The following is a 24374-nucleotide window of genomic DNA, read 5'->3' on the forward strand; positions in this document are numbered from 1 at the left end:
TGGCGTCCCGCCGCTTAGGTCTGTGGGCGACGCGAAGCGGCCCGGCGGATCGGGTCGAGCCGTCCGCCGGGCCGGTTCATCTCAGGGTCAGTTGACCACGAACAGCAGGCGGTTCGGCGAGCCCGAGCCGGGGCTGGTCACCACGCCGGTGGTGGCGTTGTTGATCAGGTAGCTCTTGACCTGGGCCGGCGAGAACGACGGGTTGGCGCCGAGCACGAGGGCGGCGGCACCGGCCACGTGCGGCGAGGCCATCGAGGTGCCGCTGATCGTGTTGGTCGCGGTGTTGCTGGTGTGCCACGGCGCCGTGATGCTCGAACCCGGCGCGAAGATGTGCACGCAGGTGCCGTAGTTGGAGAAGGAGGACCGGGCGTCGGTGTTGGTGGTCGAGCCGACGGTGATCGCGGTCGAGGTACGCGCCGGCGAGTAGTTGCAGGCGTTGGCGTTGGAGTTGCCGGCCGCGACGGCGTAGCTGACGCCGGAGGCGATCGAGTTGGCCACCGCGTTGTCGATGGTGCTGCTGGCCCCGCCGCCGAGGCTCATGTTCGCCACGGCCGGCCGCACCGCGTTGGCGGTCACCCAGTTCACGCCGTTGACCACGCTGGTCGTGGTGCCGCCACCGGAGCAGTTGAGCACCTTCACCGCGATCAGGCGGACCGCCTTGGCCACGCCGTGGGTCGAGCCACCGACCGTACCGGCGACGTGGGTGCCGTGGCCGTTGCAGTCGGTGTTGTTGCTGTCCACCGTGTTGGTGCCCCAGGTGGCCCGGCCGCCGAACTGGTTGTGGCTGGTCCGGATGCCGGTGTCGATGATGTACGCCCGCACGTTCGAGGCGGTGTTCGGGTAGGTGAAGGTGCCGCTCAGCGGTCGGTTCCGCTGGTCGATGCGGTCCAGGCCCCAGGTCGCGTTGGTCTGGGTCGCCTGGATGGTGAACGCCTGGTCCTGCTCCACGTAGGCGACGGCCGGGTTGGCCGCGAGTCGGGCCGCCTGCGTCGCGGTCATCTTGGCGGCGAAGCCGGTCAGCGCGGCGCTGTACGTGTCGGAGACGCTGCCCCCGTACCGCTTGACCAGGGCACTGGCCCGGTCCGGCACCGCGCTGCGAGCCGTCGACGAACCGGCGGCACCGACCGCGTCGGTACGCAGGACGACGAGGTAGCTGCCGCTGACCGCGTTCGACGCGCCAGCACCACGGATCTCGCCGGTGGGTGCGGCGACCGCCGCAGTGGTGCTGGCCGCCGAGACGGCCGCCGCGGTGGCGACGACGGCGAGCGCCCGGATGAGCTGCCGTCGCGCAGTGGACCCTGAGGACATCGTCTGCCTCCCTTACCTGGACGGCCGACCGGGCTTCTGGCCGGGCGGTCCGTGCCATGGACTGAGTTGGAGAGATGCTAGCCTTTGATCGATGAATATGACAGGGATGGTCGTCGATTGATTGCGAATGTCACGGGCGGCCGCACCCGGAGCTGTCGCCACCAGGCAGGATGACGGTGTGGACGGACACGACATGCTGCTCTCGCCGGCCGGCGTCGAGGCGCTACGGACCGCGCTGACCCGGGCCGGGTTCACCGCCGACGGCATCGCCGCGCGGCTCGGCCCGCAGGCCACCGGCAGCGTGGCCCGCAACGACTTCCGGGCCGCCCTGCGCGCCACCACCGACCGGGATCCGCTCGCCACCCTGATCCGGGTGTTCATCTGCGAGCAGACCGAGCCGGAGGCCGCCGTGGCCGCCGCGCTGGCGCCGCTGCCGATCGCCGAGGCGCTCGACGCGGGGCTGGTGCAGCGGCACGGCGGCGGGCTGCGGATGGGCCTGGACCTCGAACCGTACGGCGACGACTGGTGGGTTCTGGCGGACGTGCCGGCCAGTTCCCGCCCCGGCCGCCCGTTGCCCGCCGAGCATGTGCTCGGCATCGGCGGCGCCACCCAGACGATGATCGGAGCGGCTGTCCGACATCCCGTGGAGAGCGCGCTCGACCTGGGCACCGGGTCGGGCGTACAGGCGCTGCACCTGAGCACCCACGCGCGCCGGGTCACGGCCACCGACGTCTCGCGGCGGGCGCTGCGCTTCGCCGCCACCACCGCCGCGCTCAACGGCCTGGACTGGGAACTGCTGCACGGCGACCTGGTGGCGCCGGTCGCCGGTCGCCGCTTCGACCTGGTGGTGAGCAACCCACCCTTCGTGGTCGGCCCCGGCACCACCACGCACGTCTACCGCGACTCGGGCCGCGTCGGCGACGCGATCGGCGCCGAGTTGGCCGCCGCCGCGCCCGGGCTGCTCACCGTGGGCGGCACCATGCAGTACCTCGCCAACTGGGTACACGTGGCCGGCGAGGAGTGGGGCGAGCGGGTGGCCGGCTGGTTCGCCGGCACCGGCCTGGATGCCTGGGTGATCCAGCGCGAGGTCGCCGACCCGATGGCGTACGTCAACCTGTGGCTGACCGACGTCGGCGAGGCGACCGACCCGCAGCGGATGGCCGACTGGCTCGACTGGTTCGACGCGCACAAGGTGGAAGCGATCGGCTTCGGCGTCGTCTCGCTGCGCCGGAGCGGACACGACGACCCCGTCCTGCGGGTGGAGGACCTGCGCCAGCGGGTGCAGGCGCCGATGGGCGACCGGATCGCCGCCTGGTTCGACCGGCAGGACTGGCTGCGTGAGCAGGGCACCGAGGGACTGCTCGCCGCGCGCTACCGCGCCGCCGACGGCCTCCGGCTGCACCAGGAGGCGACCATGGGCACCGACGGGTGGGGGGTCGACCGCCAGGTCCTCACCATGCCGGCCGGGCTGCGCTGGTCGGAGGAGATCGACCCGCTGGTCCTCGCCCTGGTCGGCGGGGCCGACGGGCGGCTGCCGCTGCGCGACCAGCTCGCGCTGCTCGCCGTCGCGCACGACGTGGCCGTGGACGAGCTGGCCGAGGCGGCCGGACCGATCGTGGCGCACCTGGTCGAGCGGGGCTTCATCGAGCCGGCGCCGGCCTGATGCGGGCGGTGGTGCAGACGGTCGAGCGCGCCAGCGTCACGGTCGACGGCGAGGTGGTCGGTGCGATCGCCGACGGGCTGCTGGTGCTGCTCGGGGTGACCCACACCGACACCCCCGAGACCGCCCGGACGATGGCCCGCAAGGTGCACGAGCTGCGCATCCTGGACGACGAGCGGTCGGCGGCCGACACCGACGCGCCGATCCTGGTCGTCAGCCAGTTCACCCTGTACGGCGACGCCCGCAAGGGCCGCCGCCCGACGTGGACCGCGGCCGCCCCCGCCGAGGTGGCCGAGCCCTTGGTCGAGGCGGTGGTCGAGGCACTACGTCAGCGCGGCGCCGAGGTCCGCACCGGCCGCTTCCGCGCCCACATGCTGGTGGAGAGCGTCAACACCGGCCCCCGCACCATCCTCCTCGACCTCTAGCCCGCACCCCACCCTCCCGCAGCATGCCGGAAGGGGTGTCGGTTTCACGATCGCCTCACTCCCGTTTTACGCCCGAACCGCCAAGCTGTGTGTCACCGGCGGAACCGGGCCGGGGACACGGCACGCACGTGGACGGGGAGAGACAGAGATGGCCCAGAAGATGACGGAGCACCGGACGTACGCCGGCACCGAGGCGGAGCACGGCGTCGGCACCCTGACCGACCTGGACGCCACCGACGAACGCGGCGTCTCCACCGACCTGGTCCGGGCATACCTCAATGGCATCGGGCGGACGAAGCTGCTCACCGCCGCGCAGGAGGTGGATCTCGCGAAGCGGATCGAGGCCGGCCTCTTCGCCGAGGAGAAGCTGACCACCTGCACGCCGGTCTCCGCGGAGCTGCGTGCCGACCTGAAGCTGGTCGCCCAGCAGGGGCGGGCCGCCAAGAACCACCTGCTGGAGGCGAACCTCCGCCTGGTGGTGAGCATCGCCAAGCGCTACACGGGCCGTGGCATGGCCTTCCTCGACCTCATCCAGGAAGGCAACCTCGGCCTCATCCGCGCCGTCGAGAAATTCGACTACACCAAGGGCTACAAGTTCTCCACCTACGCCACCTGGTGGATCCGCCAAGCCATCACCCGCGCCATGGCCGACCAGGCCCGCACCATCCGCATCCCCGTCCACATGGTGGAGCAGGTGAACCGGATGGTCCGTGCCCGGCGGGAGCTGGCGGTCTCGCTGGGCCGGGAGCCGATGGTCGCCGAGGTGGCCCGCGCGCTCGACGTGCCGGAGTTCCAGGTGATCGAGCTGATCTCGTACGACCGGGAGCCGGTCAGCCTGGACCAGGCCGTCGGCGAGGACGGCGAGAGCGCGCTCGGTGACTTCGTCGCCGCTGTCGACCCGTCGGCCGAGCCGGGCGACGCCGCCGCCCAGGGCGAGCTGCGCAACGAGGTGAGCATCGTGCTGGCCACCCTCTCCCAGCGCGAGCAGGCAGTGATCCGGCTGCGGTTCGGGCTCGACGACGGCCGGCAGCGCACCCTGGACGAGGTCGGTCGGGAGTTCGGCCTCTCCCGCGAGCGGATCCGGCAGATCGAGAAGGTGACGCTGCTCAAGCTGCGGGCCCCGGAGCGGGCGCAGCGGCTGGAGGCGTACGCCTGCTGAGCTGATGGTGACCAGTCGGCCCCGGCAACGTTGCCGGGGCCGACGTCGTGTGTGTGCCGCGCTCGCCGAGTGCGAGGCCGACCTGCGGGCGGGCGGCGCCGGCGGCTCGTGTCGCAGGGCCAGACCGGGGAGCTGATGGTCCAGAGTGGGTCTACCGGGAGCTTCACCCGACTCGCCGAACTGCTGGCGACGGCATCAGGAGGACAGCGATGCACTGGACACTCGAAGTGGTGATCGTGCCGGTCTCCGACATCGACCGGGCCAAGGACTTCTACACCGACCAGGTCGGCTTCGCCGTGGACCACGACACGGCCATCGGCGAGGACGTACGCATCGTGCAGTTGACCCCGCCCGGCTCCGGCTGCTCGATCGTCATCGGCAAGGGGGCGGTGCCGCAGATGCCGCCCGGTTCGCTCAAGGGCCTCCAGCTCGTCGTGCCCGACCTGGCCAAGGCCCGCGCCGAACTGCTCGAACGGGGTGTCGAGGTGAGCGAGATCCAGGTGATCGGCAAGAATCCCCGGCCCGTCCCCGACCCGCTGGACAATGTCGGTTTCGTCTTCTTCGAGGACCCGGACGGCAACGCCTGGGCGGTGCAGCAGATCTCCAGCCGCGCCTGAGGCGCGCCCTGTCAACAGGGGCCCTACCTTTCACAGCCGGCGGGGGCCGGTGTCGGGGCGGGGAACCGTGGCGGAGCCGACGCGGACGGAGGCGTGCAGCACCGAGAGGCCGTCGGGGCGGGCCAGGACCGGATTCAGCGTCAGGGCGCGGACCCGGGGCTGGTCGTCGGCGAGCCGCCCGACCCGCAGCAGCAGGTCGGCGAGCGCCGCGCGGTCCACCGGGGCGGCTCCCCGGTGCCCGCGCAGCAGCGGCGCCGCCCGGGGCGCGTCGACCAGCTCGGCGGCGTCCCGGTCGGTCAGCGGCACCGCCCGCCACGCCCGATCGCCGAGCAGCTCGGTGGCGACCCCGCCGAGCCCGAAGCCGACCACCGGCCCGAACGCCGGATCCTCGACCAGCTCCACCACGCAGGCCACCCCGGGCGGCACCATCGGCTGCACCAGGACGTCCGCGCCGAAGGCGGGCGCCATCTCCGTGAAGGCCCGGCGCACGGCCGCCGCGTCGGGCAGCTCCAGACGCACCGCACCGAGGTCGAGGCGGTGCCGCAGCCCGGCGGCCGCCGCCTTGAGCGCCACCGGGAACCCGAGCCGCGTCGCCGCCTCGACGGCCGCCTCGACCGAGGAGACCGGCACCGACTCGACCAGATCGATGCCGTACGCGGCGAGCAGCGCCCCCGGGTCGGCCCCCTCCATCCGCAGCGCCGCCTGCGCCGCCGCCGGATCGACGTCGGGCAGCTCCGGCGGCGTCCCGGGCGGACGACGCAGCCAGTCGGCGTACGCGGTGACCCGGGCCAGCGCCCGGACCGCCTCCTCGACACTCGGGTACGAGGGCATCCCGGCCGGGGCCCGGCCGACCAGGAAGGTGGCCACCGCCGGCTTGCCGGCCGACAGCGCGGCGGGCAGGGCGGCCGTGACATCGGCCTCGGTGCCGGTGAACTGGCCGGGCAGCGGCGGCGCGAAGAGTGCCACCAGGGCGTCGACGGACTCGTCGGCGGCCGCCCCGGCGAGCGCCGACGCGAACTCGGCCGCACTGGCCCGGGGCCCGACGTCGCGGGGATAGCCGGCCGCGACGGTCAGCCCCTGTGCCGCGCAGGCGGTGGCCGCCAGCCCGGTCAACGCCGACGAGTTGCCGACCACACCGATCCGGTTTCCGGCCGGCAGCGGCTGGTTGGCCAGCAGCACCCCGACGTCCAGCAGCTCGCCGACCGTGTCCACCCGGATCACCCCGGACTGGGCGAACAGCGCGCTGACCGCCGTCTCGTCCGGGCCGACGGAGTCGCCGACCCCCGGCGGACGGGCCGGTGAGGCCAGCGCCACCACCGGCTTGTCCCGGCCGATGCGACGGGCCAGCCGGGCGAACTTGCGCGGGTTGCCGAAGGTCTCCAGGTACAACATGATCACGTCGGTGGCGGGATCGTCCTGCCAGTACTGCAACAGGTCGTTGCCGGAGACGTCGGCGCGGTTGCCGGCCGAGACGAAGCTGGACAGCCCGAGCCCCCGCCGGTCGGCCTCGGCCAGCAGGGCCACGCCGAACGCGCCCGACTGGCTGAAGATGCCGACCCGGCCCGACACCGGCAGGCGCGGGGCGAGGGTGGCGTTGAGGCGTACCGTCGGGTCGGTGTTGGCCACCCCCAGGCAGTTCGGGCCGACCACGCGCATGCCCGCGGCGTGGGCCGCGCGGACCAGCGCGCGCTGTGCGGCGGCGCCCTCGACACCGGCCTCGGCGAAGCCGGCCGAGATGACCACCAGGCCGTGCACCCCGGCGGCAGCGGCGTCGGCGACCACCGCCTCGGCCGCCTCGGGCGGCACCGCCACCACCGCCAGGTCGACGGGGAGCCCGGCATCGGCCGCCGACCGGTACGCGGGCAGCCCGGCGACCCGGGCGGCGCTCGGGTGCACCGGCACCACCGACCCGGTGAACCCGCCGTCGCGCAGGTGCCCGAGCACCGCCGCGCCGACGCCCTGACCGGTGGCGCTGGCGCCGTAGACGGCGACTCCGCGCGGGGCGAGCAGCCGGGCGATGGACCGCGCCTCGGTGCCGTGCTCCCGCCCGCGCTGCACCGCCAGGGTCGCCTCGGTGGGCGCGATCGGGAAGCTCAGGTGCACCACGCCGTCGGCGAACTGCTGCTGGATCTGGTACCCGAAGTCGGCGAAGACCCGCAGCATCTGGCCGTTGGCCGGGAGCACCTCGGCGACGAAGTTGACGATCCCGGCCCGCCGGGCGGCGTCGGCGAGATGCTCCATCAGCACCGATGCGATGCCCCGCCCCTGGTGGGCGTCCTCGACCACGAAGGCCACCTCGGCGTCGGGGGACTGCGGGCCGAGGCGTTCGTAGCGGCCAACGGCGACGATCCGGTCGCCGGCCAACACCACGAACGCCTCCCGGTCACGGTGGTCGACGGTGACGAAGCGGTGCAGATCCCGTGCCGGGATCCGCGGGTACGGCGAGAAGTACCGCAGGTAGCGGGTGCGCTCGGAGAATCGGGAGTGCATCGCCACGATCTCCGGCGCGTCCGACGGCTGGATGGGTCGCAACTGGACGGTGCTGCCGTCGCTGAGCAGCACGTCCACGGCATGTTCGGCTGTGGTCACCTCGGGCGGCCCTCCCCCGGCCGGCGCGGTCAGTCGCGTGGATCGTGCGGGTCGAGGCCGAGCAGCGGGAAGACCGCCTTGCGGGTCGCCGCGATGGCCCGGTCCACCGGGTTCGGCTCGCCCGTCGGCTGCCACGGCTCGTACCCCGGGTCGACGTCGTCGGTCATCCGCAGCGGCACGTCGACGCCGGGGCGGCGCGCCGTGGCCAGCTCCCGCCAGGCCGGCGGGGTCAGCGCGGCCGGGTCCAGCGGGGCACCGGTGGCCACCGCCAGCAGGTGCGTCCAGGCCCGGGGCACCACCTCGACCAGGGCGTACCCGCCACCGCCGGTGGCCACCCAGCGACCGTCGCACAGCTCGTCGGCGAGCGCCCGCAACGCCAGGTAGGTGGCGCGCTGGCCGTCGACGGAGAGATGCAGGTCGGCGAGGGGGTCGACGCGGTGGGCGTCCGCCCCGCACTGGGTGAACAGCAGCTGCGGGCGGAACGCCCGCAGCACCGACGGCACGATCGCGTGGAAGGCACGCTGCCAGCCGGCGTCCTCCACCCCGGGCGGCAGCGGGATGTTGACCGCGGTGCCGGCCGCGTTCGGGCCGCCGGTCTCGTCCGGGAAGCCGGTGCCGGGGAAGAGCGCGAGCGGGGTCTCGTGCAGGCTGACGGTCAGCACCCGCGGGTCGTCCCAGAAGATCTGCTGCACCCCGTCGCCATGGTGCACGTCGACATCGACGTACGCGATCCGCTCCGCGCCCAGGTCGAGCAGCCGGGCGATGGCCACCGCCGGGTCGTTGTAGACACAGAACCCGGCGGCGCGGGCCGCCATGGCGTGATGCAGGCCGCCGGCCACGTTCACCGCGCGGCGGGCGTCGCCGCGCCACACCGCCTCGGCCGCGATCACGCTCGCCCCGGCGACCAGCGCACTGGACTCGTGCATCCCCTCGAAGACGGGATTGTCCGAGGTGCCCAGACCGAAGCCGGCGAAGAGCGGGTCGCGCGGTGCGATCCGGACCGCGTCCAGGTAGCGCGGGTCATGCACCCGGGTGAGCAACGCGTCGTCGGCGGGGGTCGGCGGCACCAGCCGCACCCCGGGCCGGCGCAGGATGCCGAACTCCCGGGCGAGCGCGATGGTCAGCTCCACCCGCACCGGGTCGAGCGGGTGGTCACCGAGGTCGTAGGCGAGCAGCGACTCGTCCCACACCACCACCGTGTCGTCGGACATCTGCTCATGGTCGCACGTGGCGGGCCGGACGGCCGGCCGCGTGCCGCTCAGCCGCCGGGTGTCGGGCCGGTGGCGACCGGCCGCCGCGGGTCGGCCACCCAGTTGCTCCACGACCCGACATAGAGCGCGGCGTCGGGCCGGCCCGCCAGGTGCAGCGCGAACACGGCCTGCGCGGCGGTCACTCCCGAGCCGCAGTACGCCCCGACGGGCGCGCCGGCGGCCACCCCGGCGGCGACGAACCGGTCGCCCAGCGCCTCGGCGCTCGGGAAACGGCCGCCGTCGACGTACTCCGGGGCGGGCAGATTCACCGCGCCCGGGATGTGCCCGGCCACCGGGTCGATCGGCTCGTGCTCGCCCCGGTAGCGGGGCGCGGCCCGCACGTCGAGCAGGACGCCGTCACCGTCGCCGGCCGCGGCCAGCCGGGCGGCCGCCGTGACGTCCAGCACCGGCAGGGCACCCGGACGGGCGGTCACGTCACCCGGGGTGGGAGTCGGCTCGTCCGTGCTGGTGGGCAGCCCGGCACCCGTCCAGGCCGGGAGGCCGCCGTGCAACAGTCGCACCGGCCGGTGACCCGCCCAGCGCAGCGTCCACCAGGCCCGGGCCGCCGACATGCCGTCACCGCCGTCGTACACCACCACGGGGTGACCGGCACGCACCCCGGCGGCCCGCAGCGCCGCCTGGAGCGCGGCCGGGTCGGGCAGGGGATGGCGGCCCGCCGGGCCGGGCGGGCCGCACAGCGCGGTGTCCAGGTCGACGAAGACCGCGCCGGGCACGTGCCCCTGCGCGTAGTCGTCCCGCCCGGGTGGGCCGGCCAGCCGCCAGCGGACGTCGAGCAGGGTGGGCGGGTCGGTCCCGTCGAGTTCGGCGGCGAGCCGCTCGACCTCGACCAGAAGATCATCTCTACCGGGCATGGGATCCAGTCAACACCATCGGTGACCGGACGGCGCTTCGCCGGCAGGGCTTTGAGGTGCGGCAGGGTACCATCGACCATTGGAGGGCCGCTGACACCATGAAGTCTCACGACCTGGTCGATACGACCGAGATGTACCTGCGTACGATCCTCGAACTCGAGGAGGAGGGCGTGCCGCCGCTGCGCGCCCGGATCGCCGAACGGTTGCACCAGAGCGGTCCCACGGTCAGTCAGACCGTCGCCCGGATGGAGCGCGACGGCCTACTCACCGTCGAGGGTGACCGGCACCTTGCCCTCACCCCGCTCGGCCGCAGCACCGCCGTGTCGGTGATGCGCAAGCACCGCCTCGCCGAGCTGCTGCTGGTCAACGTGATCGGGATGCCCTACGAGGAGGCCCACGAGGAGGCCTGCCGCTGGGAGCACGTGATGAGCGACGCGGTCGAGAAGCGGGTCTACGACCTGCTCAACCGGCCGACCCGGTCGCCGTACGGCAACCCGATCCCGGGCCTGGAGGAGCTGGGCTCGCCCGGCCTGTTCGAGCCCGAGCCGGCCGACGGCGAGCGCAATCTGGCCTTCCCCGGCCTCACCGGCAAGGTGATCGTGCGGCGGATCTGCGAGAGCGTGCAGACCGACGCGGAGGTGCTCCGGCAGCTGCACGCGGCCGGCGTCGACCCGGGGGCCACGGTGACCGTGGCGCAGGAACGCGACGCGGTGGCGATCGACCGCTCCGGCGAGAGCGTGCGGCTGCCCCGCGAGGTCGCCTCCCGGGTCTTCGTCGCCGCCGTCTGACGCCGGTTCACCTGACGTAGGGGCAGTGCCGGCAGCCCCGGTCGCAACACGTGCCACGGCGGGCCAGGAAGCCCGCCGTGAGCACGAACAGCCCGGTGTCCGGATCGAGGTAGCCGGCCTCACCGGCGGCCAGCGCGGCGGCGTGCACGGCGAGAACTTGCTCCCGCCCCGGGTGATCGAGCGCCAGCCGTGACGGGTGCGGCTCGGTCAACGCCCGCCCCGCCAGACTCCGCCGCTCCCCGCTCATCCCCCGCAGTCTAGGCAGCGGCCCCCGCGCCCACCCCGCCCGGCACCTCGTCGATCTTGCACTTATGGTCGCTGATGTGCCCCCATTTGCGGCTTTTGCGGCGACAGAAAGTGCAAGATCGACGGGGTGTTGGGCGGGGGGTCGGGGGTTAGGCGAACCAGGTGATTTCTTGGCCGTGGCCTCGGGTCCAGGCTAGGGGTTGGCCGTCTAGTGCCAGCACGTTGAGGTGTGCCTCGCTCGGGGGCGGCGGCAGGCCCTGGTACGGCAGCACCATCGGGCCCTCGTTGGAGATCCAGTGGCCGGGCAGTGCGCGTACCAGCTCGGTGAAGGCCGCCCGGCGCGGCGTCGGCACCAGGTAGAGCACGCTGGTGTGGAAGATCACCAGCGTCGCGTCGGCCGGCGCCTGGGCGGCCAGCGCCGGCAGGTCGTCCACCAGGTCACCGCGGACCAGCAGCGGCGGATCGGCGGTGGCGACGGCGGCCGCGGACCGCAGCCGGGTGCGGCGATGCTCGTGTTCCGGCCAGATCAGCGCGTCCAGCCAGGCGAGGTCGGCCGGACTCGTCACGTCGAGCGGGTTCAGATCCAGACCGGCCCGCCACACCACCTCCGGCCGGCGAGCCGGTGGCGCGAGGTTCGTGGCCACACAGCAGCGCGAGGGGCTGCGGCAACGCGGCGAGCACCGGAAGCAGCACGGCACAGCGGCCCGCCTCGTTGGTCTGCGTCACCCGGGTACGGACCTCCGCCTCGATCGCCGGCCAGTTCGCCACCATGTAGTCGCGGAACGCCGCCGGATCCTCGACCGGCCCGCCGAGCAGGCGCACCACGCTGAAGAGCAGATTCGGCTGCTGCTTGGCCGGCGGCAGAGCGCCGAGCAGAGCGAGCAGTTCCCCGTCGCGGCACACCGACCACGCCAGCCGCTCGTACGCCGCCGAGACCCCCCGTGCCTCCCGCTCCGCGAACCAGGCGTACCGCTCAGCGATCGTCATGGAGCCGATCCTCGCAACAACGGCTCGCCCCCGCCGATGACGTTCCTCACGATTCGATTCCTACGCGATCTTGGTACAGAACCGCCCCTCACGGGGCCCGTTCCGTACCAAGATCTCCTGGCTGGCGGTCGCTACGGTGCCTGGGGTGGAGTCCCGGTCGTACGCGGACAACATCGTTTGCGGTTGAGTGACTCGCACAGCGGCGTGTCGAGTCACTCAACCGCAAACGATCTCCACTCAGGATCCTGATCGCGATCGACGGGCGCGGCTAGACGACGTTCACCCGACATGTCTGCCCCTCCCTGTACGCCCAAAGCAGGTGCCTCCCACCCGGATTCGGATGGGAGGCACCTGCTGTAGAGCTTCGCCACGGGCGCTGTCAACCAGTGATTCCCGCTTGGGAGCCAATCACAGGGGACGTGGCCGACCTTCTCGGTTTCAGCTGCAGCCGCTGGTGGAGCCGCAGCCCTCGCAGACGTAGCAGCTACCTGCCGGGCGCATCTTCGTACCGCAGGTGAAGCAGAGCGGTGCGTCGGCGGCCTTGCCGATCACGGCCTCCAGCAGCTCGGTGCTGGAGCCGACCGACGGTGCCGGCTTGACGACGGCGGCGTCGGCCAACTCCTGGGCCGGCTGGGCGATCGGGCTGGCCTTCGGCTCGACGGGAGCCTCCACCGGGGCGGAGGAGGCCATCGCGGTGAGGTCCGTGGCGTTCGCCTCGGCCTCGGCCTCGGCCGCGAGCTGGGCGGCCCGCTCCTTGGCGGTGAAGATGCCCAGCTCGGCGCGGCGATCGTACGGCAGGAAGTCGAGCGCCAGGCGACGGAAGATGTAGTCCATCACCGAGGCGGCCATCCGCACGTCCGGGTCGTCGGTCATGCCGGCCGGCTCGAAACGCATGTTGGTGAACTTGCTGACGTACGTCTCCAGCGGGACGCCGTACTGCAGGCCGATGGAGATGGCCACCGAGAAGGCGTCCATCACGCCGGCCAGGGTGGAGCCCTGCTTCGACATCTTGAGGAAGACCTCGCCGAGGCCGTCGTCCGGGTAGGACGAGGCGGTGAGGTAGCCCTCGGCGCCGCCGACCGAGAAGGAGATGGTCTCCGACGGACGCTTCTTCGGCAGCCGCTTGCGCACCGGGCGGTACTCGACGACCTTCTCCACGGCCTTCTCGACGACCTCGGCCGCCGCCGGCTCGGCGGTCTTCTTCTTCGCCACCGACAGCGGCTGGCCGACCTTGCAGTTGTCCCGGTAGATGGCCAGGGCCTTGAGGCCGAGCTTCCAGCCCTCGAAGTAGATCTTCTCGACGTCCTCGACAGTGGCCTGCTCCGGCATGTTGACCGTCTTGGAGATGGCGCCGGAGATGAACGGCTGGACCGCCGCCATCATCCGCACGTGGCCCATCGGCGCGATGGAACGCTCGCCCATGGCGCAGTCGAAGACCGGGTAGTGCTCCGGCTTGAGGCCGGGGGCGTCCACCACGTGACCCTGGTCGGCGATCTGCTCGACGATCGCCTCGACCTGCTCCTCCGGGTAGCCGAGGGAGCGCAGGGCGCGCGGCACGGTCTGGTTGACGATCTGCATCGATCCGCCGCCGACCAGCTTCTTGAACTTGACCAGCGCCAGATCCGGCTCGACGCCGGTGGTGTCGCAGTCCATCATCAAACCGATAGTCCCAGTGGGCGCGAGTACTGCGGCCTGGGAATTGCGCCAGCCGTTCTTCTCACCGATCTTGTTGCCCTGCGTCCACTGCCGGGTGGCCTCGCGGACGATCGCGGTGGCCACCGTGCCGGACGGCTTGATCTCGTCGTTGGCGGCGGCGTGCTTGCGCATGACCCGCTTGTGCGGCTCGGCGTTGCGGGCGTAGCCGTCGTACGCGCCGACGATGCCGGCCAGCTCGGCCGAGCGGCGGTACGCGGTGCCGGTCATCAGCGAGGTGATCGCCGCGGCGACCGAGCGACCCTGATCCGAGTCGTACGGCAGGCCGGAGGCCATCAGCAGCGCGCCGAGGTTGGCGTACCCGATGCCGAGCTGCCGGTACGCCCGGGTGGTCTCGCCGATCTTCTCGGTCGGGAAGTCGGCGAAGCAGATCGAGATGTCCATCGCGGTGATGACCAGCTCGACCGACCTGACGAACTTCTCCACCTCGAAGCCACCGTCGGCGCGCAGGAACTTCATCAGGTTCAGCGAGGCCAGGTTGCACGAGGAGTTGTCCAGGTGCAGGTACTCCGAGCAGGGGTTCGACGCGGTGATCCGGCCGGTCTCCGGGCAGGTGTGCCAGTCGTTGATGGTGTCGTCGTACTGCAGGCCGGGGTCGGCGCACTCCCAGGCGGCCTGGGCGATGCTGCGGAACAGCTTCTGCGCGTCGATGGTCTCGATGGTCTGCCCGTCGAGCCGGCCGCGCAGGTCGAAGCCGCCGCCCTTCTCCACCGCCGACATGAACTCGTCGGAGACCCGGACCGAGTTGTTGGCGTTCTGGTACTGCACGCTGACGATGTCGGCGCCGCCGAGGTCCATGTCGAAGCCGGCGTCACGCAGCGCGCGGATCTTGTCCTCCTCGCGCGCCTTGGTGACCACGAACTCCTCGATGTCGGGGTGGTCGACGTCGAGGATGACCATCTTGGCCGCCCGCCGGGTGGCACCGCCGGACTTGATAGTGCCGGCGCTGGCGTCGGCGCCCCGCATGAAGCTGACCGGGCCGGAGGCGGTGCCTCCGGAGGAGAGCAGTTCCCGGGAGGAGCGGATCCGGGACAGGTTCACCCCGGAGCCCGAGCCGCCCTTGAAGATCAGCCCCTCCTCCTTGTACCAGTCCAGGATGGAATCCATCGAGTCGTCGACGGCGAGGATGAAGCAGTTGTGCACCCGCAGGTTGCCGGCGAGGAACTCGCCGCTCTCGGTCTGGATGTCGTAGACCTCCATCGCACCGAGCGGCTCGACACGGTCGATCTCCAACCGCTTGACGCCTGCGGCGGCGCGGCCCGGCTTGGCGAAGCCCTGCTCAAGCTTGGCCATCTTCTCGGCACCGATGAATCCGATGTGGGTCGCGAAGAGGTCCCGGTCGCCGTCGTTCTGAATGCGGACCGACCAGCAGCCCTTCCGGTCGGGGCGGGAGTCCGCCTTGAAGCCGACACGGGAGAAGATCCCGAAGCGCAGCAACAGGCTCTGCACGCCACGGACCAGCTTCTCGGAAATCATGTCCACCGCGACGAGCGTCGAGCTGTCCCGGGCCGAGACGTAGCCCTCGGCCTGGAAGATGCTGCGCAGGTACGCCGCGACGACCGGCAGGGGTGCGGTGAACAGCGGCTCCGGCACCTCCATGTCGAGGCCGCGGGTCAACAGGCCCCACTTCGCCACGAACGGACGCAGGTGCTCGCCGTAGAGGCGGGTACGCCGGCAATCCAGCTCGTCGCTCTGCGTCGCCACCGCGCTCTCGTGGCGGTGAGCGCCGGGGAAGATCTCGTCGAGGGTCGTGGTGACCCAGTCCAGCTCGTCGTCGTTGACGGTCATCGCCTCGATCGTCAACGACCGGTTGGTGCCCTCGGCGTACTGGCCGACGAACCCGTCCGACTGCAACCAGCCGGCGAGCGCGGCCTCGCGGATCTCCCGCAGGTCGAGTTCGCTCTCGCCGTAGGCGAACGTGCGGTGCCACTCGAGCTTGTCACCGGGGTGCAGGGTGCCGGCCTCGACCCAGTGGCCGGTGCCGTCGCCGGTGCTCTTCCACACCACGTGGTCCGGCGTGACGTCGAGGGTGTAGCCCGCCTTGGTGTGCAGCCGGATGACCTCGCGCACCCCGTTGGCCTTGACGGCGACGATGCTGGTCAGGCCGTTGCCGTCGTAGACCTTGGCCCCGACGGCGCCGTCGGCGACCAGCTTGCCGATCGGCACCAGGCCGCCGGGCGTGCTGACCAGCGAGTCGTACGGCAGGCACGCGCTGACCTGCTGGGGTGAGGGCGTGCCGACGTTGAACCAGACCGGCGAGTTGAAGCTGAAGACCTGGTGCAGCAGCATCCAGGTCAGCTCGTGGGCGAAGACCTCGGCGTCGGCCGGGGAGGCGAAGTAGCCGTACTCCTCACCGGCGGTGCGGTAGGTGGTGACCACCCGGTCGATCAGCTGCTTGAGCGACCACTCGCGCTCCGGGGTGCCCACCGCGCCCCGGAAGTACTTCGTGGTCACGATGTTGGCCGCGTTGACGCTCCAGCTCTCCGGGAACTCCACCCCGCGCTGCTCGAAGTTGATCGAGCCGTCCCGCCAGTTCGTCATCACGACGTCCCGGCGCTCCCAGACGACCTCGTCGTACGGGTGCACCCCCTCGCTGGTCCAGACCCGCTCGACCTTGAGCCCCGCTGCGGCCTTGCTCCGCGCCCTGCTTGTCGTCACGCCATCCCCCGGCATCTCATCCGCCCCCTCGTCCGCGCGGCACCGCGCGATCCGACTGTCACTACTGCTGCTCAACACTCACTGCGCGCCGGCCGGCTCGGCTCCGGCGCTCTCCCGGGCCCGCGCGGCGGCCCGCAGCGTCTCGATCTCCCGCTCGAAGTCGGCGAGCGAGTCGAACGACCGGTAGACGCTGGCGAACCGCAGGTAGGCGACCTCGTCCAGATCCCGCAGTGGACCCAGGATGGCCAGCCCCACCTCGTGGCTGGGGATCTCGGCGGCCCCCTTGGCGCGGATGGTCTCCTCGACCCGCTGCGCCAGCAGCGCGATCGAGTCCTCGTCGACCGGCCTGCCCTGGCACGCCTTGCGCACCCCGCCGATGATCTTCGTCCGACTGAACGGCTCGGTCACCCCGCTGCGCTTGACCACGGCCAGCACCGCCTCCTCGACGGTGGTGAACCGCTTGCCACACTCCGGGCAGGACCGCCGCCGCCGGATCAGTTGGCCGTCGTCGGCCTCCCGCGAGTCGACCACCCGGGAGTCGGCGTGCCGGCAGTACGGACACCGCATCGCCCGACCTCCTCGATCGACCATCGGTAGTCAAACCCAACCTGTGGGCAACTTACGCCCATGTGACTACTACATCTAGGGGTTGACCGTATGCCGCTGGCGATCCGGGGTCAAGTTGGCCGGCGTGTCCGGCGCGTCACCCGACGCCCCACTCGTCGCCGCCGCTCGCGGGCAGCCGGAGAGCCCAACGCGAACCGCGCACGGCGGTTACGGACGTACGACCATAGCGGCTTGCCCCGCCGACACGCGGAGGGACGTCGTACAGATGTTTGAAAAAGTCAGATCTCACCTATACGGTCATGAACAGCCGGAGGTGACCATGGTCCGCCTACCGGCCGGCAGATCACCGCATGCACCACGAGCCGCCGAGGCACCCAGCGCCCACCAGGGAGGACGGACGTGACCGAGGACCGGGCCAACCGGCCACAGAGCCCGCAGCAGAGCACCGAGGCGGGCCCACCGGCCGCCGCCCGACGCCGGAGCGTCACCCGCGCCCGGTCCGGCCAGCCGGCCGTGCGTCCGGTGACCCCGGTGGTCAGTTCCTTCCCCGACCCGGCGACGGTCGACCTGACCGCCCGGCAGCGACGCATCCTCGACTTCATCCGCACCTGGGTGGAGCGCCACGGTTACCCGCCGAGCGTGCGCGAGATCGGCGAGGCGGTCGGGTTGGTCTCCCCGTCCAGCGTCGCCTACCAGCTCAAGGAGCTGGAGAAGAAGGGCTTCCTGCGGCGCGACCCGAACCGGCCGCGGGCGGTCGACGTCCGCTCCCCCAGCGACGTCGACGACGAGCTGAGCCGCTCTCAGCGCCCCACCCCCGCCTATGTGCCGATGCTCGGTCGCATCGCCGCCGGTGGGCCGATCCTCGCCGAGCAGTCGATGGAGGATGTCTTCCCGCTCCCGCGCGAGCTAGTCGGCGAGGGCGAGGTCTTCATGCTCCAGGTCAAGGGTGACTCGATGCTCGACGCGGCGATCTGCGACGGCGACTGGGTGGTGGTCCGGCAACAGCCGACGGCGGACTCCGGCGAGATCGTCGCCGCCATGCTCGACGGCGAGGCGACCGTGAAGACCTACCGCCGGCGCGACGGCCACGTCTGGCTGATGCCGCAGAACCCGGCCTTCGACCCGATCCCCGGCGACGACGCCACCATCATGGGCCGGGTGGTCGCGGTGCTGCGCCGGATCTGACGCCCGCACCCGACCGCTGCTGACCGAGGGCCGGTGCTGACCCGAGGGTCAGTACCGGTCGCCCCGGTAGCCGTAGTTGCCGCCGCGCACCTGGCCGTACGGCTCGCTGTCGTCCTCGCGGTAGCGGCCCGAGCGTCGACCCCGGTAATCCGGCTCGGCCGGGCCACCCCGCCGGGGTGGTTCCGCACGGCCCCCGCCGCCACCGGGCTGACCGCCGGCCCGGCCACCGCCACCGCCGTAGACGCCGCCACCGGGACGCCCGCCACCGCCCGCCGGCCGACCACCGCCCGGTCGACCGTAGACGGGGGCGCCGTCGCCGCCGGGCCGGCCGCCGCCACCGTAGACGCCACCGCCCTGCCCCGGGCGGGCACCGTTGCCGGCGGGTCGACCGCCACCGTAGACCGGGCCCGAGCGTGCGCCACCGGAAGGGTCGCCGGCGGGCGAGCCGCCGTAGACGCCGCCGCCCGGCGCACCGCCGTACACCCCGCCGCGCCCGCGATCCTGCGCCGAGCCGGGGCCGTCAGCGTCGTCGCCGTCGCGGCTCTTCCCGGCCGGCGCCGGTCGCTGACGGGCGCGCAGGATGCCGAAGATGCCCGCGCCGACGAGCAGCGCGCCGAGCACGCCGAACGCGGCGATCAGGTACATGATGTCGTTCAGCTCCAACCCGTCGATCCACGACCGACCGGCCGCGCTCTTCACTGCGTCCGGGTCGTCGGTGAGGTTCTTCGGGCCCTCGGTGGAGGGGGTGTAGCTGAGGATGTCGACGGGGTCGTCGTCGTCCAGGTGGCCGGCGTCGGAGACGGTCAGGAACGTCTTGCCGTCGGGCGAGTAGGCGATCGCCTCGCCGAACGGGTCGGCCAGCGCGGTGACCCGGGGGGTGCCGGTGGTCAGGGCACCGACGATGTCGCCGTTGGCGACGTCGTACTCGAAGGCGTCGGCGTACGTGCGCAGCACCACCCGGGAACCGTCCGGAGAGCGGGCGGCGCCGGTGATCGCGACGCGACCGAAGGTGCTCAACGGGTTCTCGGTGTCCGTCTTCGGCAGCGTGATGTCGCCGAGCTTCTTCATCGGCACCGGTTCGGTGTCACCGCTGCGCAGCTTCCCGTCCGGGGTGAAGATCTCGGCCTTGCCGGCGGTGACCTTCGTGATGATCAGCGGGAGCTTGTCGTCGCCGATCAGCAGTGCCTCGGCGTCGCGGGGCTTGCCGTCGGGGTACGACAGCCGGTGCAGCGTCGGCTGCTTGCTGCCGTTGATCGGCATGCTCCACACCGCGACCCGCTCGCGGCGCTGCCGGCTGGTGACGTTGTCGCCGGTGTCGGCGATCCACAGCGTCTTGCCGTCGGGCGAGACGGCGAGATCCTCGGTGTCGAACGGTCCGGCGCCGGAGTAGCGCACCCCGTCGCGGGCGACCTGGCAGTCCTTGTTCAGGTAGAAGACCCGCTTGCGGCTGTCCTGGTCGGTGCTGTCGTTGATGACGATGTAACCGGACTTGAGGACCACCAGGCCGGAGATCTCCCGCAGCCGTGAATCGGTGATCGAGCACTGCTTCTTACCCGCCGCCGTCACCGGGGCCACGCTGGGCGCGGCCTTCGCGGATGACGGGTCGGGTGCGGCGAGAGCGGCACCGGTGACCGCCACGGTGGCCCCGAACAGTCCGAGGGCAACCGTGACGGAGGAAACAGTGCGGAGCATGAAAGAAGTGTCGCATGCCGCAGGTTTCCTTCGGGTGACGCCGCCTGGCCGGTTACCCCGTGGTACGGGCCGCCTGCGCCGCGTCGCCGAACGGGGCCAGCTCGGCCGCGAGTGCCTCGTTGACCCGTACGTGCAGCATCGTCCCCTCCGGCAGGTGGGCGGTGCTGAGCACCTCGCCCTGCCGGTGCAGGCGGGCCACCAGGTCACCCCGGTCGTACGGCAGCACCACGCGTACCTCGACCGCCGGGCGGGGCAGCCGCCGCTCGATCGCGTCGCGCAGGTCGTCGATGCCGCGCCCGCTGTGCGCGGAGACGAAGACCGCCTCGGGCCAGAGCCGCTTGAGCCGCAGCAGGGTCTCCTCGTCGGCCGCGTCGGTCTTGTTGACCGCCAGCAACTCGGGCAGCCGGTCGGCGCCGACCTCGCCCAGCACCTCCCGGACGGCCCGGACCTGCTCCTCCGGGTCGGGGTGGGCGCCGTCGACGACGTGCACGACCAGATCGGCCTCGGCGACCTCCTCCAGGGTCGAGCGGAACGCCTCGACGATCTGGTGCGGCAGGTGCCGGACGAAACCGACCGTGTCGGAGAGGGTGTAGACCCGCCCGTCGGACGTGCTGGACCGGCGGGTGGTCGGGTCGAGGGTGGCGAAGAGCGCATCCTCCACCAGGACACCGGCCCCGGTGAGCCGGTTGAGCAGGCTCGACTTGCCGGCATTGGTGTAGCCGGCGATCGCCACCGCGGGCACCGCGTTGCGGGTACGGCGGGCGCGCTTGGTCTCGCGTACCGTGCTCATGGCCTTGATCTCCCGGCGCAGCCGGGCGATCCGGTGGCGGATGCGCCGCCGGTCGGTCTCCAGCTTGGTCTCACCCGGGCCACGCACGCCCACGCCGCCACCGGCGCCGCCACCCCGGCCCGACCCACCGGTCTGCCGGGACAGTGTCTCGCCCCACCCACGCAGCCGGGGCAGGAGGTATTGCAGCTGGGCCAGCTCGACCTGTGCCCGGCCCTCCCTGCTCTTGGCGTGCTGGGCGAAGATGTCGAGGATCAGCGCGGTGCGGTCGACCACCTTGACCTTGGTGCGTTGCTCCAGGTTGCGCAGTTGGGACGGGGACAGCTCGCCGTCGCAGATCACCGTGTCGGCTCCGGCGGAGAGCACCACCGCGCCGAGGTCGTCGACCTTGCCGCGACCGATGTAGGTGGCCGGGTCGGGGCGGTTGCGCCGCTGGATGAGCCCTTCGAGGACCAGCGAGCCGGCGGTCTCCGCCAGCGCGGCCAGCTCGGTGAGGGAATTCTCCGCGTCGACCTGGGTGCCCTCGGTCCAGACGCCGACGAGAACCACGCGTTCCAGCCGGAGCTGGCGGTATTCGACCTCGGTGACGTCGGTCAGCTCGGTGGAGAGGCCGGGGACCCGTCGCAACGCCTGTCGTTCGGAGAGCTCGTACTCGCCGGTGGTGGCGTCGAGCTCGTCGTCGAGGATGGGAATCGGGGTCTCCTGGTCTCGCAAGCGTCTCTCCTGTCCGTTCTGTGCACGTACCGAGCAATCCTGACATGTGTCAACGCTCGTTGCATCTGGTATATGCCCACCGCGCAAACAGGCACAAGCGGGGCCGGCTGCCGGCCGCCCAGCCAGGGCGAGTAGAAATGCGGGCGAGCCGTTCAGCGCCGACGGAGGGACCTGCGTGGCCACCACCCGACTGCCCAGTGCCGGATTCTCGATCACGGTACGGATCGCCGTGCCCGCCGACGCGTCGTCGATCGGCCGGCTCACCACGTCGGTGGGTGAGGCCGGCGCGATCGTCACCGCGCTGGACGTGGTCGACTCCGACCCGACCAACGTGATCGTCGACCTGACCTGTGACACCGCCGATTCCGGTCACGCCGACCAGGTGGTCGACGCGCTCAGCGCGCTCGACGGCGTGGACGTACGCAAGGTCTCCGACCGCACCTTCCTGCTGCACCTCGGCGGCAAGATCGAGGTGAGCCCGAAGGTCGCCCTGCGCACCCGGGACGAACTGTCCCGCGCATACACCCCCGGCGTGGCCCGGGTCTGCCAGGCGATCGCGGACAATCCCGCCGACGCCCGCCGGCTGACCATCAAGCGCAACACCGTCGCGGTGGTCAGCGACGGCTCGGCCGTGCTGGGCCTGGGCAACCTCGGTCCCGCCGCGTCGCTGCCGGTGATGGAGGGCAAGGCGGCGCTCTTCAAGCGCTTCGGTGGGGTGGACGCCTGGCCGGTGGTGCTCGACACGCAGGACACCGAGGAGATCGTCGCCATCGTCAAGGCGATCGCGCCCGCGTACGGCGGGATCAACCTGGAGGACATCGCCGCGCCGCGCTGCTTCGAGATCGAGGCGCGGCTGCGCGAGGCGCTGGACATCCCGGTCTTCCACGACGACCAGCACGGCACCGCGATCTGCGTGCTCGCCGCGCTGACCAACGCGCTGCGCGTCGTGGGCAAGCAACTCGCGGACGTCCGGGTGGTGGTCTCCGGCGCCGGCGCGGCCGGCACTGCGATCATGAAACTGCTGCTGCGCCAGGGCGTCGGCGACATCATCGCGTACGACCGGCAGGGTGCCCTGCATCGCGGCCAGTCCGGTCTCAACCCGGCCTGGCAGTGGCTGGCCGAGAACACCAACCGGGACGACTACTCGGGTGACCTGCCCGGCGCGCTGAACGGTGCGGATGTCTTCATCGGGGTGAGCGCGCCGAACCTGCTCACCGGCGACGACATCGCCACGATGGCCAAGGACGCCATCGTCTTCGCCCTGGCCAACCCCGATCCGGAGGTCGACCCGCGGGAGGCGCGCAAGCACGCCGCCATCGTCGCCACCGGCCGTTCCGACCAGCCGAACCAGATCAACAACGTGCTCGCGTTCCCGGGCGTCTTCCGCGGCATGCTGGACGCGCACGCCGAGGAGTTCACCGAGGAGATGGCGATCGCGGCCGCCCGGGCCATCGCCGACGTGGTCGGCGAGGAGAAGATCAACCCGACGGTCATCGTGCCCAGCGTCTTCGACTCCCGGGTGGCACCGGCGGTCGCCGCGGCCGTCCGCGCCGCCGCGCAGAACCCCACCGTCACCGCACCCCCCGCCGCCGACCCGGGCCCCGCCGACCTCCCCGAGATCGCCGCCACCGCCTCCGCCACCCCCTAACCCCAATGCCGCTCAGTTAAGGGGGCGGGGCGTGTGTCAAGGGGTGTGGTGGTAGACGAGGACGGCGGGGTCTCGGTATAGAGGTTTGTCACTCCAAGACAGCCTCTGGACCGGGAGCCCCGCCGTTGGAACAGTCTGCCATCACGTCCACGATCACGGTGGCTGCGGGGCGGTTCGCGCCGGGTCATCTGGGTGAGTTGACGCAGCAGGTGCCGTTCGAGATGGTCGATGCGGTGCTGGCCGAGGCCGGTGGTGTGCAGTCGCGGGTGCGGGATCTGCCGTCGCGGGTGGTGGTGTATCTGCTGCTCGCGGCGGGGTTGTTCGCTGAGGTCGGTTACCGGCAGGTGTGGGCTCGGTTGGTTGCCGGGCTGGACGGGTTGACAGTGGCGCTGCCGACGTCCTCGGCGCTGTCGCAGGCTCGCCGGCGGGTCGGGGACAAGCCTCTGGTGGCGTTGTTCCGGCTGCTGTCGGGTCCGCCGGCGGGGGCCGCCCGGTGGCGGGGTCTGCTGGTGTGCGCGATCGACGGCACCAGCATGTTCGTGCCCGACACTACGGCGAACTTGAGGGTCTATCCGCGTCAGGCGGGCAGCCACGGTGGGTCGGGGTATCCGATGCTGCGGCTGGTCGCCGTCGTGGCGTGCGGCACTCGCGCTGTCATCGACGCCGTGTTCGCGCCGATCAGCATCGGTGAACTGGGCTGCGCCGGCCGGCTGCTGAGCTGCCTGCGCCCAGGAATGCTGCTGCTGGCCGATCGTGGGTTCGCCGCCCGTCAGATGATCGAACAGTTCGCCGGCACCGGCGCTGACCTGCTCATCCGCGACAAGGACGACCGGCGGCTGCCCGTCATCCGCCGCCATCGCGACGGGTCCTGGCTGTCTGTCATCGGCGCGATGACGGTCCGGGTCGTTGACGCCGAGATCGTCGTGAGCATGAACGGTAAACGCCACGTCGGCCGGTACCGGTTGATCACCACCCTCACCGACCAGCGCCGCTTCCCCGCCCTGGATCTGGTCACCCTCTACCACCAACGCTGGGAGATCGAGACGGCGTACCTGGAGCTGAAGTCCACCCTGCTGGGCGGACGGGTCCTGCGGGCACGGACCCCGAACGGGGTAAACCAGGAGGTCTACGCCCTACTGGCCGCCTACCAGGCGGTCCGGCTGGCGATGGCTGACGCCACCGCCAGCCAACCCACGACCAGCCCCGACCGGGCCAGCTTCACCATCGCGCTGCACGCCGCCCGCGACCAGATCATCCACGCCGCAGGTGTCATCGCCGAGACCACCATCGACCTCGTCGGCGCCATCGGCCGCGCAGTCCTGGCCGACCCACTGCCCCCACGCCGCACCCGAGTCAGCCCTCACGTGGTCAAACGAGCAATCTCCAAACACCGCGCCAAAGGCACCATCGACCGCACCAACTACCAAGCCACGATCAACATCAACATCCTCGCCACAGCAGGGTTGACGACCGGCCCAGAACCCTAACTGAGCGGCATTGCCCCTAACC

At 71.8% G+C, this 24374-nt stretch carries 16 protein-coding genes and 4 pseudogenes; 8 read left to right on the forward strand and 12 right to left on the reverse strand.

Annotated elements, in window-relative coordinates; translation table 11 throughout:
• Positions 1-87: 87 nt before the first annotated feature.
• Complete coding sequence (locus O7615_RS00470) at positions 88-1308, reverse strand: S8 family peptidase (protein WP_278175116.1); 1221 nt, start codon at positions 1306-1308, stop codon at positions 88-90.
• 178 nt (positions 1309-1486) lie between these two features.
• Here O7615_RS00470 and O7615_RS00475 point away from each other — a divergent pair, with 178 nt between their 5' ends.
• The 4 genes from O7615_RS00475 (at position 1487) to O7615_RS00490 (ending at position 5169) form a co-directional block, all read left to right on the forward strand.
• Complete coding sequence (locus O7615_RS00475; RefSeq protein ID WP_278175117.1) at positions 1487-2971, forward strand: methyltransferase; 1485 nt, start codon at positions 1487-1489, stop codon at positions 2969-2971.
• Positions 2971-3393 (forward strand): D-aminoacyl-tRNA deacylase, encoded by a 423-nt coding sequence (gene dtd / locus O7615_RS00480; protein ID WP_278175118.1) that lies wholly within the window; start codon positions 2971-2973, stop codon positions 3391-3393. The genes O7615_RS00475 and dtd overlap by 1 nt, the downstream gene beginning before the upstream one ends.
• Before the next feature lie 160 nt (positions 3394-3553).
• A complete protein-coding gene (gene sigB, locus O7615_RS00485; RefSeq protein ID WP_278181930.1) occupies positions 3554-4552 on the forward strand; it encodes an RNA polymerase sigma factor SigB in 999 nt (332 codons plus the stop codon).
• 209 nt (positions 4553-4761) lie between these two features.
• Positions 4762-5169, forward strand: coding sequence for a VOC family protein (locus tag O7615_RS00490; RefSeq protein WP_278175119.1), 408 nt, complete (start codon positions 4762-4764; stop codon positions 5167-5169).
• A 30-nt stretch (positions 5170-5199) separates the two neighbouring features.
• On the opposite strand, the gene O7615_RS00495 is transcribed toward O7615_RS00490, so the two are convergent.
• From O7615_RS00495 to O7615_RS00505, 3 genes are read right to left on the reverse strand one after another with little or no spacing between them, the layout of a single operon-like run.
• Positions 5200-7758 (reverse strand): bifunctional GNAT family N-acetyltransferase/acetate--CoA ligase family protein, encoded by a 2559-nt coding sequence (locus O7615_RS00495; RefSeq protein WP_278175120.1) that lies wholly within the window; start codon positions 7756-7758, stop codon positions 5200-5202.
• Between the two features lie 29 nt (positions 7759-7787).
• Entirely contained in the window at positions 7788-8969 is a 1182-nt protein-coding gene (locus tag O7615_RS00500; protein WP_278175121.1) for an acetoin utilization protein AcuC, read from the reverse strand.
• Positions 8970-9016: 47 nt separating this feature from the next.
• Positions 9017-9880, reverse strand: a complete 864-nt coding sequence (locus tag O7615_RS00505) for a sulfurtransferase (RefSeq protein WP_278175122.1) — start codon at positions 9878-9880, stop codon at positions 9017-9019.
• 98 nt (positions 9881-9978) lie between these two features.
• On the opposite strand from O7615_RS00505, the gene O7615_RS00510 reads away from it, so the two are divergent.
• Positions 9979-10668: a metal-dependent transcriptional regulator gene (locus tag O7615_RS00510; RefSeq protein ID WP_278175123.1), complete on the forward strand. Its 690-nt coding sequence runs from the start codon at positions 9979-9981 to the stop codon at positions 10666-10668.
• 7 nt (positions 10669-10675) lie between these two features.
• On the opposite strand, the gene O7615_RS00515 is transcribed toward O7615_RS00510, so the two are convergent.
• The 6 genes and pseudogenes from O7615_RS00515 to nrdR all read right to left on the reverse strand — a co-directional run bounded on the left by O7615_RS00515 (position 10676) and on the right by nrdR (position 16839).
• Positions 10676-10915 carry a DUF5522 domain-containing protein gene (locus tag O7615_RS00515; RefSeq protein WP_278175124.1) on the reverse strand — a complete coding sequence of 80 codons (240 nt, stop codon included), beginning with the start codon at positions 10913-10915 and terminating at the stop codon, positions 10676-10678.
• 148 nt (positions 10916-11063) lie between these two features.
• A pseudogene (locus O7615_RS00520) lies at positions 11064-11901 on the reverse strand (DUF2332 domain-containing protein).
• A gap of 438 nt (positions 11902-12339) precedes the next feature.
• Positions 12340-14748: pseudogene (locus O7615_RS34260) on the reverse strand (vitamin B12-dependent ribonucleotide reductase); the annotation flags it as partial.
• 189 nt (positions 14749-14937) lie between these two features.
• Positions 14938-15819, reverse strand: a pseudogene (locus tag O7615_RS34265) (LAGLIDADG family homing endonuclease); the annotation flags it as partial.
• Positions 15820-16287 (reverse strand): annotated as a pseudogene (locus O7615_RS34270) (vitamin B12-dependent ribonucleotide reductase); the annotation flags it as partial.
• Positions 16288-16350: 63 nt separating this feature from the next.
• Positions 16351-16839, reverse strand: a complete 489-nt coding sequence (nrdR, locus tag O7615_RS00530) for a transcriptional regulator NrdR (RefSeq protein ID WP_278175126.1) — start codon at positions 16837-16839, stop codon at positions 16351-16353.
• 399 nt (positions 16840-17238) lie between these two features.
• Between nrdR and lexA the strand changes: the two genes are divergently transcribed.
• Positions 17239-18024: a transcriptional repressor LexA gene (gene lexA, locus O7615_RS00535; protein WP_278175127.1), complete on the forward strand. Its 786-nt coding sequence runs from the start codon at positions 17239-17241 to the stop codon at positions 18022-18024.
• Between the two features lie 48 nt (positions 18025-18072).
• Here lexA and O7615_RS00540 read toward each other — a convergent pair whose 3' ends face one another.
• Together O7615_RS00540 and hflX are read right to left on the reverse strand one after the other, a co-directional pair.
• Complete coding sequence (locus O7615_RS00540; RefSeq protein WP_278175128.1) at positions 18073-19716, reverse strand: hypothetical protein; 1644 nt, start codon at positions 19714-19716, stop codon at positions 18073-18075.
• A gap of 52 nt (positions 19717-19768) precedes the next feature.
• Positions 19769-21217 carry a GTPase HflX gene (hflX, locus tag O7615_RS00545; RefSeq protein ID WP_278175129.1) on the reverse strand — a complete coding sequence of 483 codons (1449 nt, stop codon included), beginning with the start codon at positions 21215-21217 and terminating at the stop codon, positions 19769-19771.
• A gap of 175 nt (positions 21218-21392) precedes the next feature.
• Here hflX and O7615_RS00550 point away from each other — a divergent pair, with 175 nt between their 5' ends.
• Both O7615_RS00550 and O7615_RS00555 read left to right on the forward strand, forming a co-directional pair.
• Positions 21393-22865, forward strand: a complete 1473-nt coding sequence (locus tag O7615_RS00550) for an NAD-dependent malic enzyme (RefSeq protein ID WP_278175130.1) — start codon at positions 21393-21395, stop codon at positions 22863-22865.
• Between the two features lie 125 nt (positions 22866-22990).
• The gene (locus O7615_RS00555) at positions 22991-24352 is read left to right on the forward strand and encodes an IS4 family transposase (RefSeq protein ID WP_278175131.1); all 1362 of its coding nucleotides are present in this window, start codon (positions 22991-22993) and stop codon (positions 24350-24352) included.
• Positions 24353-24374 lie beyond the last annotated feature (22 nt).

It is taken from the genome of Micromonospora sp. WMMD1082 (assembly GCF_029626175.1).
GTDB lineage: Bacteria > Actinomycetota > Actinomycetes > Mycobacteriales > Micromonosporaceae > Micromonospora.

What these genes read in the sequence shown, in the direction of transcription:
- dtd (WP_278175118.1), top strand. Translation starts at nt 2,971, where the DNA reads ATGCGGGCGGTGGTGCAGACGGTCGAGCGCGCCAGCGTCACGGTCGAC.
- O7615_RS00505 (WP_278175122.1), bottom strand. Translation starts at nt 9,880, where the DNA reads ATGCCCGGTAGAGATGATCTTCTGGTCGAGGTCGAGCGGCTCGCCGCC.
- O7615_RS00470 (WP_278175116.1), bottom strand. Translation starts at nt 1,308, where the DNA reads ATGTCCTCAGGGTCCACTGCGCGACGGCAGCTCATCCGGGCGCTCGCC.
- nrdR (WP_278175126.1), bottom strand. Translation starts at nt 16,839, where the DNA reads ATGCGGTGTCCGTACTGCCGGCACGCCGACTCCCGGGTGGTCGACTCG.
- O7615_RS00500 (WP_278175121.1), bottom strand. Translation starts at nt 8,969, where the DNA reads ATGTCCGACGACACGGTGGTGGTGTGGGACGAGTCGCTGCTCGCCTAC.
- O7615_RS00515 (WP_278175124.1), bottom strand. Translation starts at nt 10,915, where the DNA reads ATGAGCGGGGAGCGGCGGAGTCTGGCGGGGCGGGCGTTGACCGAGCCG.
- O7615_RS00490 (WP_278175119.1), top strand. Translation starts at nt 4,762, where the DNA reads ATGCACTGGACACTCGAAGTGGTGATCGTGCCGGTCTCCGACATCGAC.
- sigB (WP_278181930.1), top strand. Translation starts at nt 3,554, where the DNA reads ATGACGGAGCACCGGACGTACGCCGGCACCGAGGCGGAGCACGGCGTC.
- O7615_RS00510 (WP_278175123.1), top strand. Translation starts at nt 9,979, where the DNA reads ATGAAGTCTCACGACCTGGTCGATACGACCGAGATGTACCTGCGTACG.
- O7615_RS00540 (WP_278175128.1), bottom strand. Translation starts at nt 19,716, where the DNA reads ATGCTCCGCACTGTTTCCTCCGTCACGGTTGCCCTCGGACTGTTCGGG.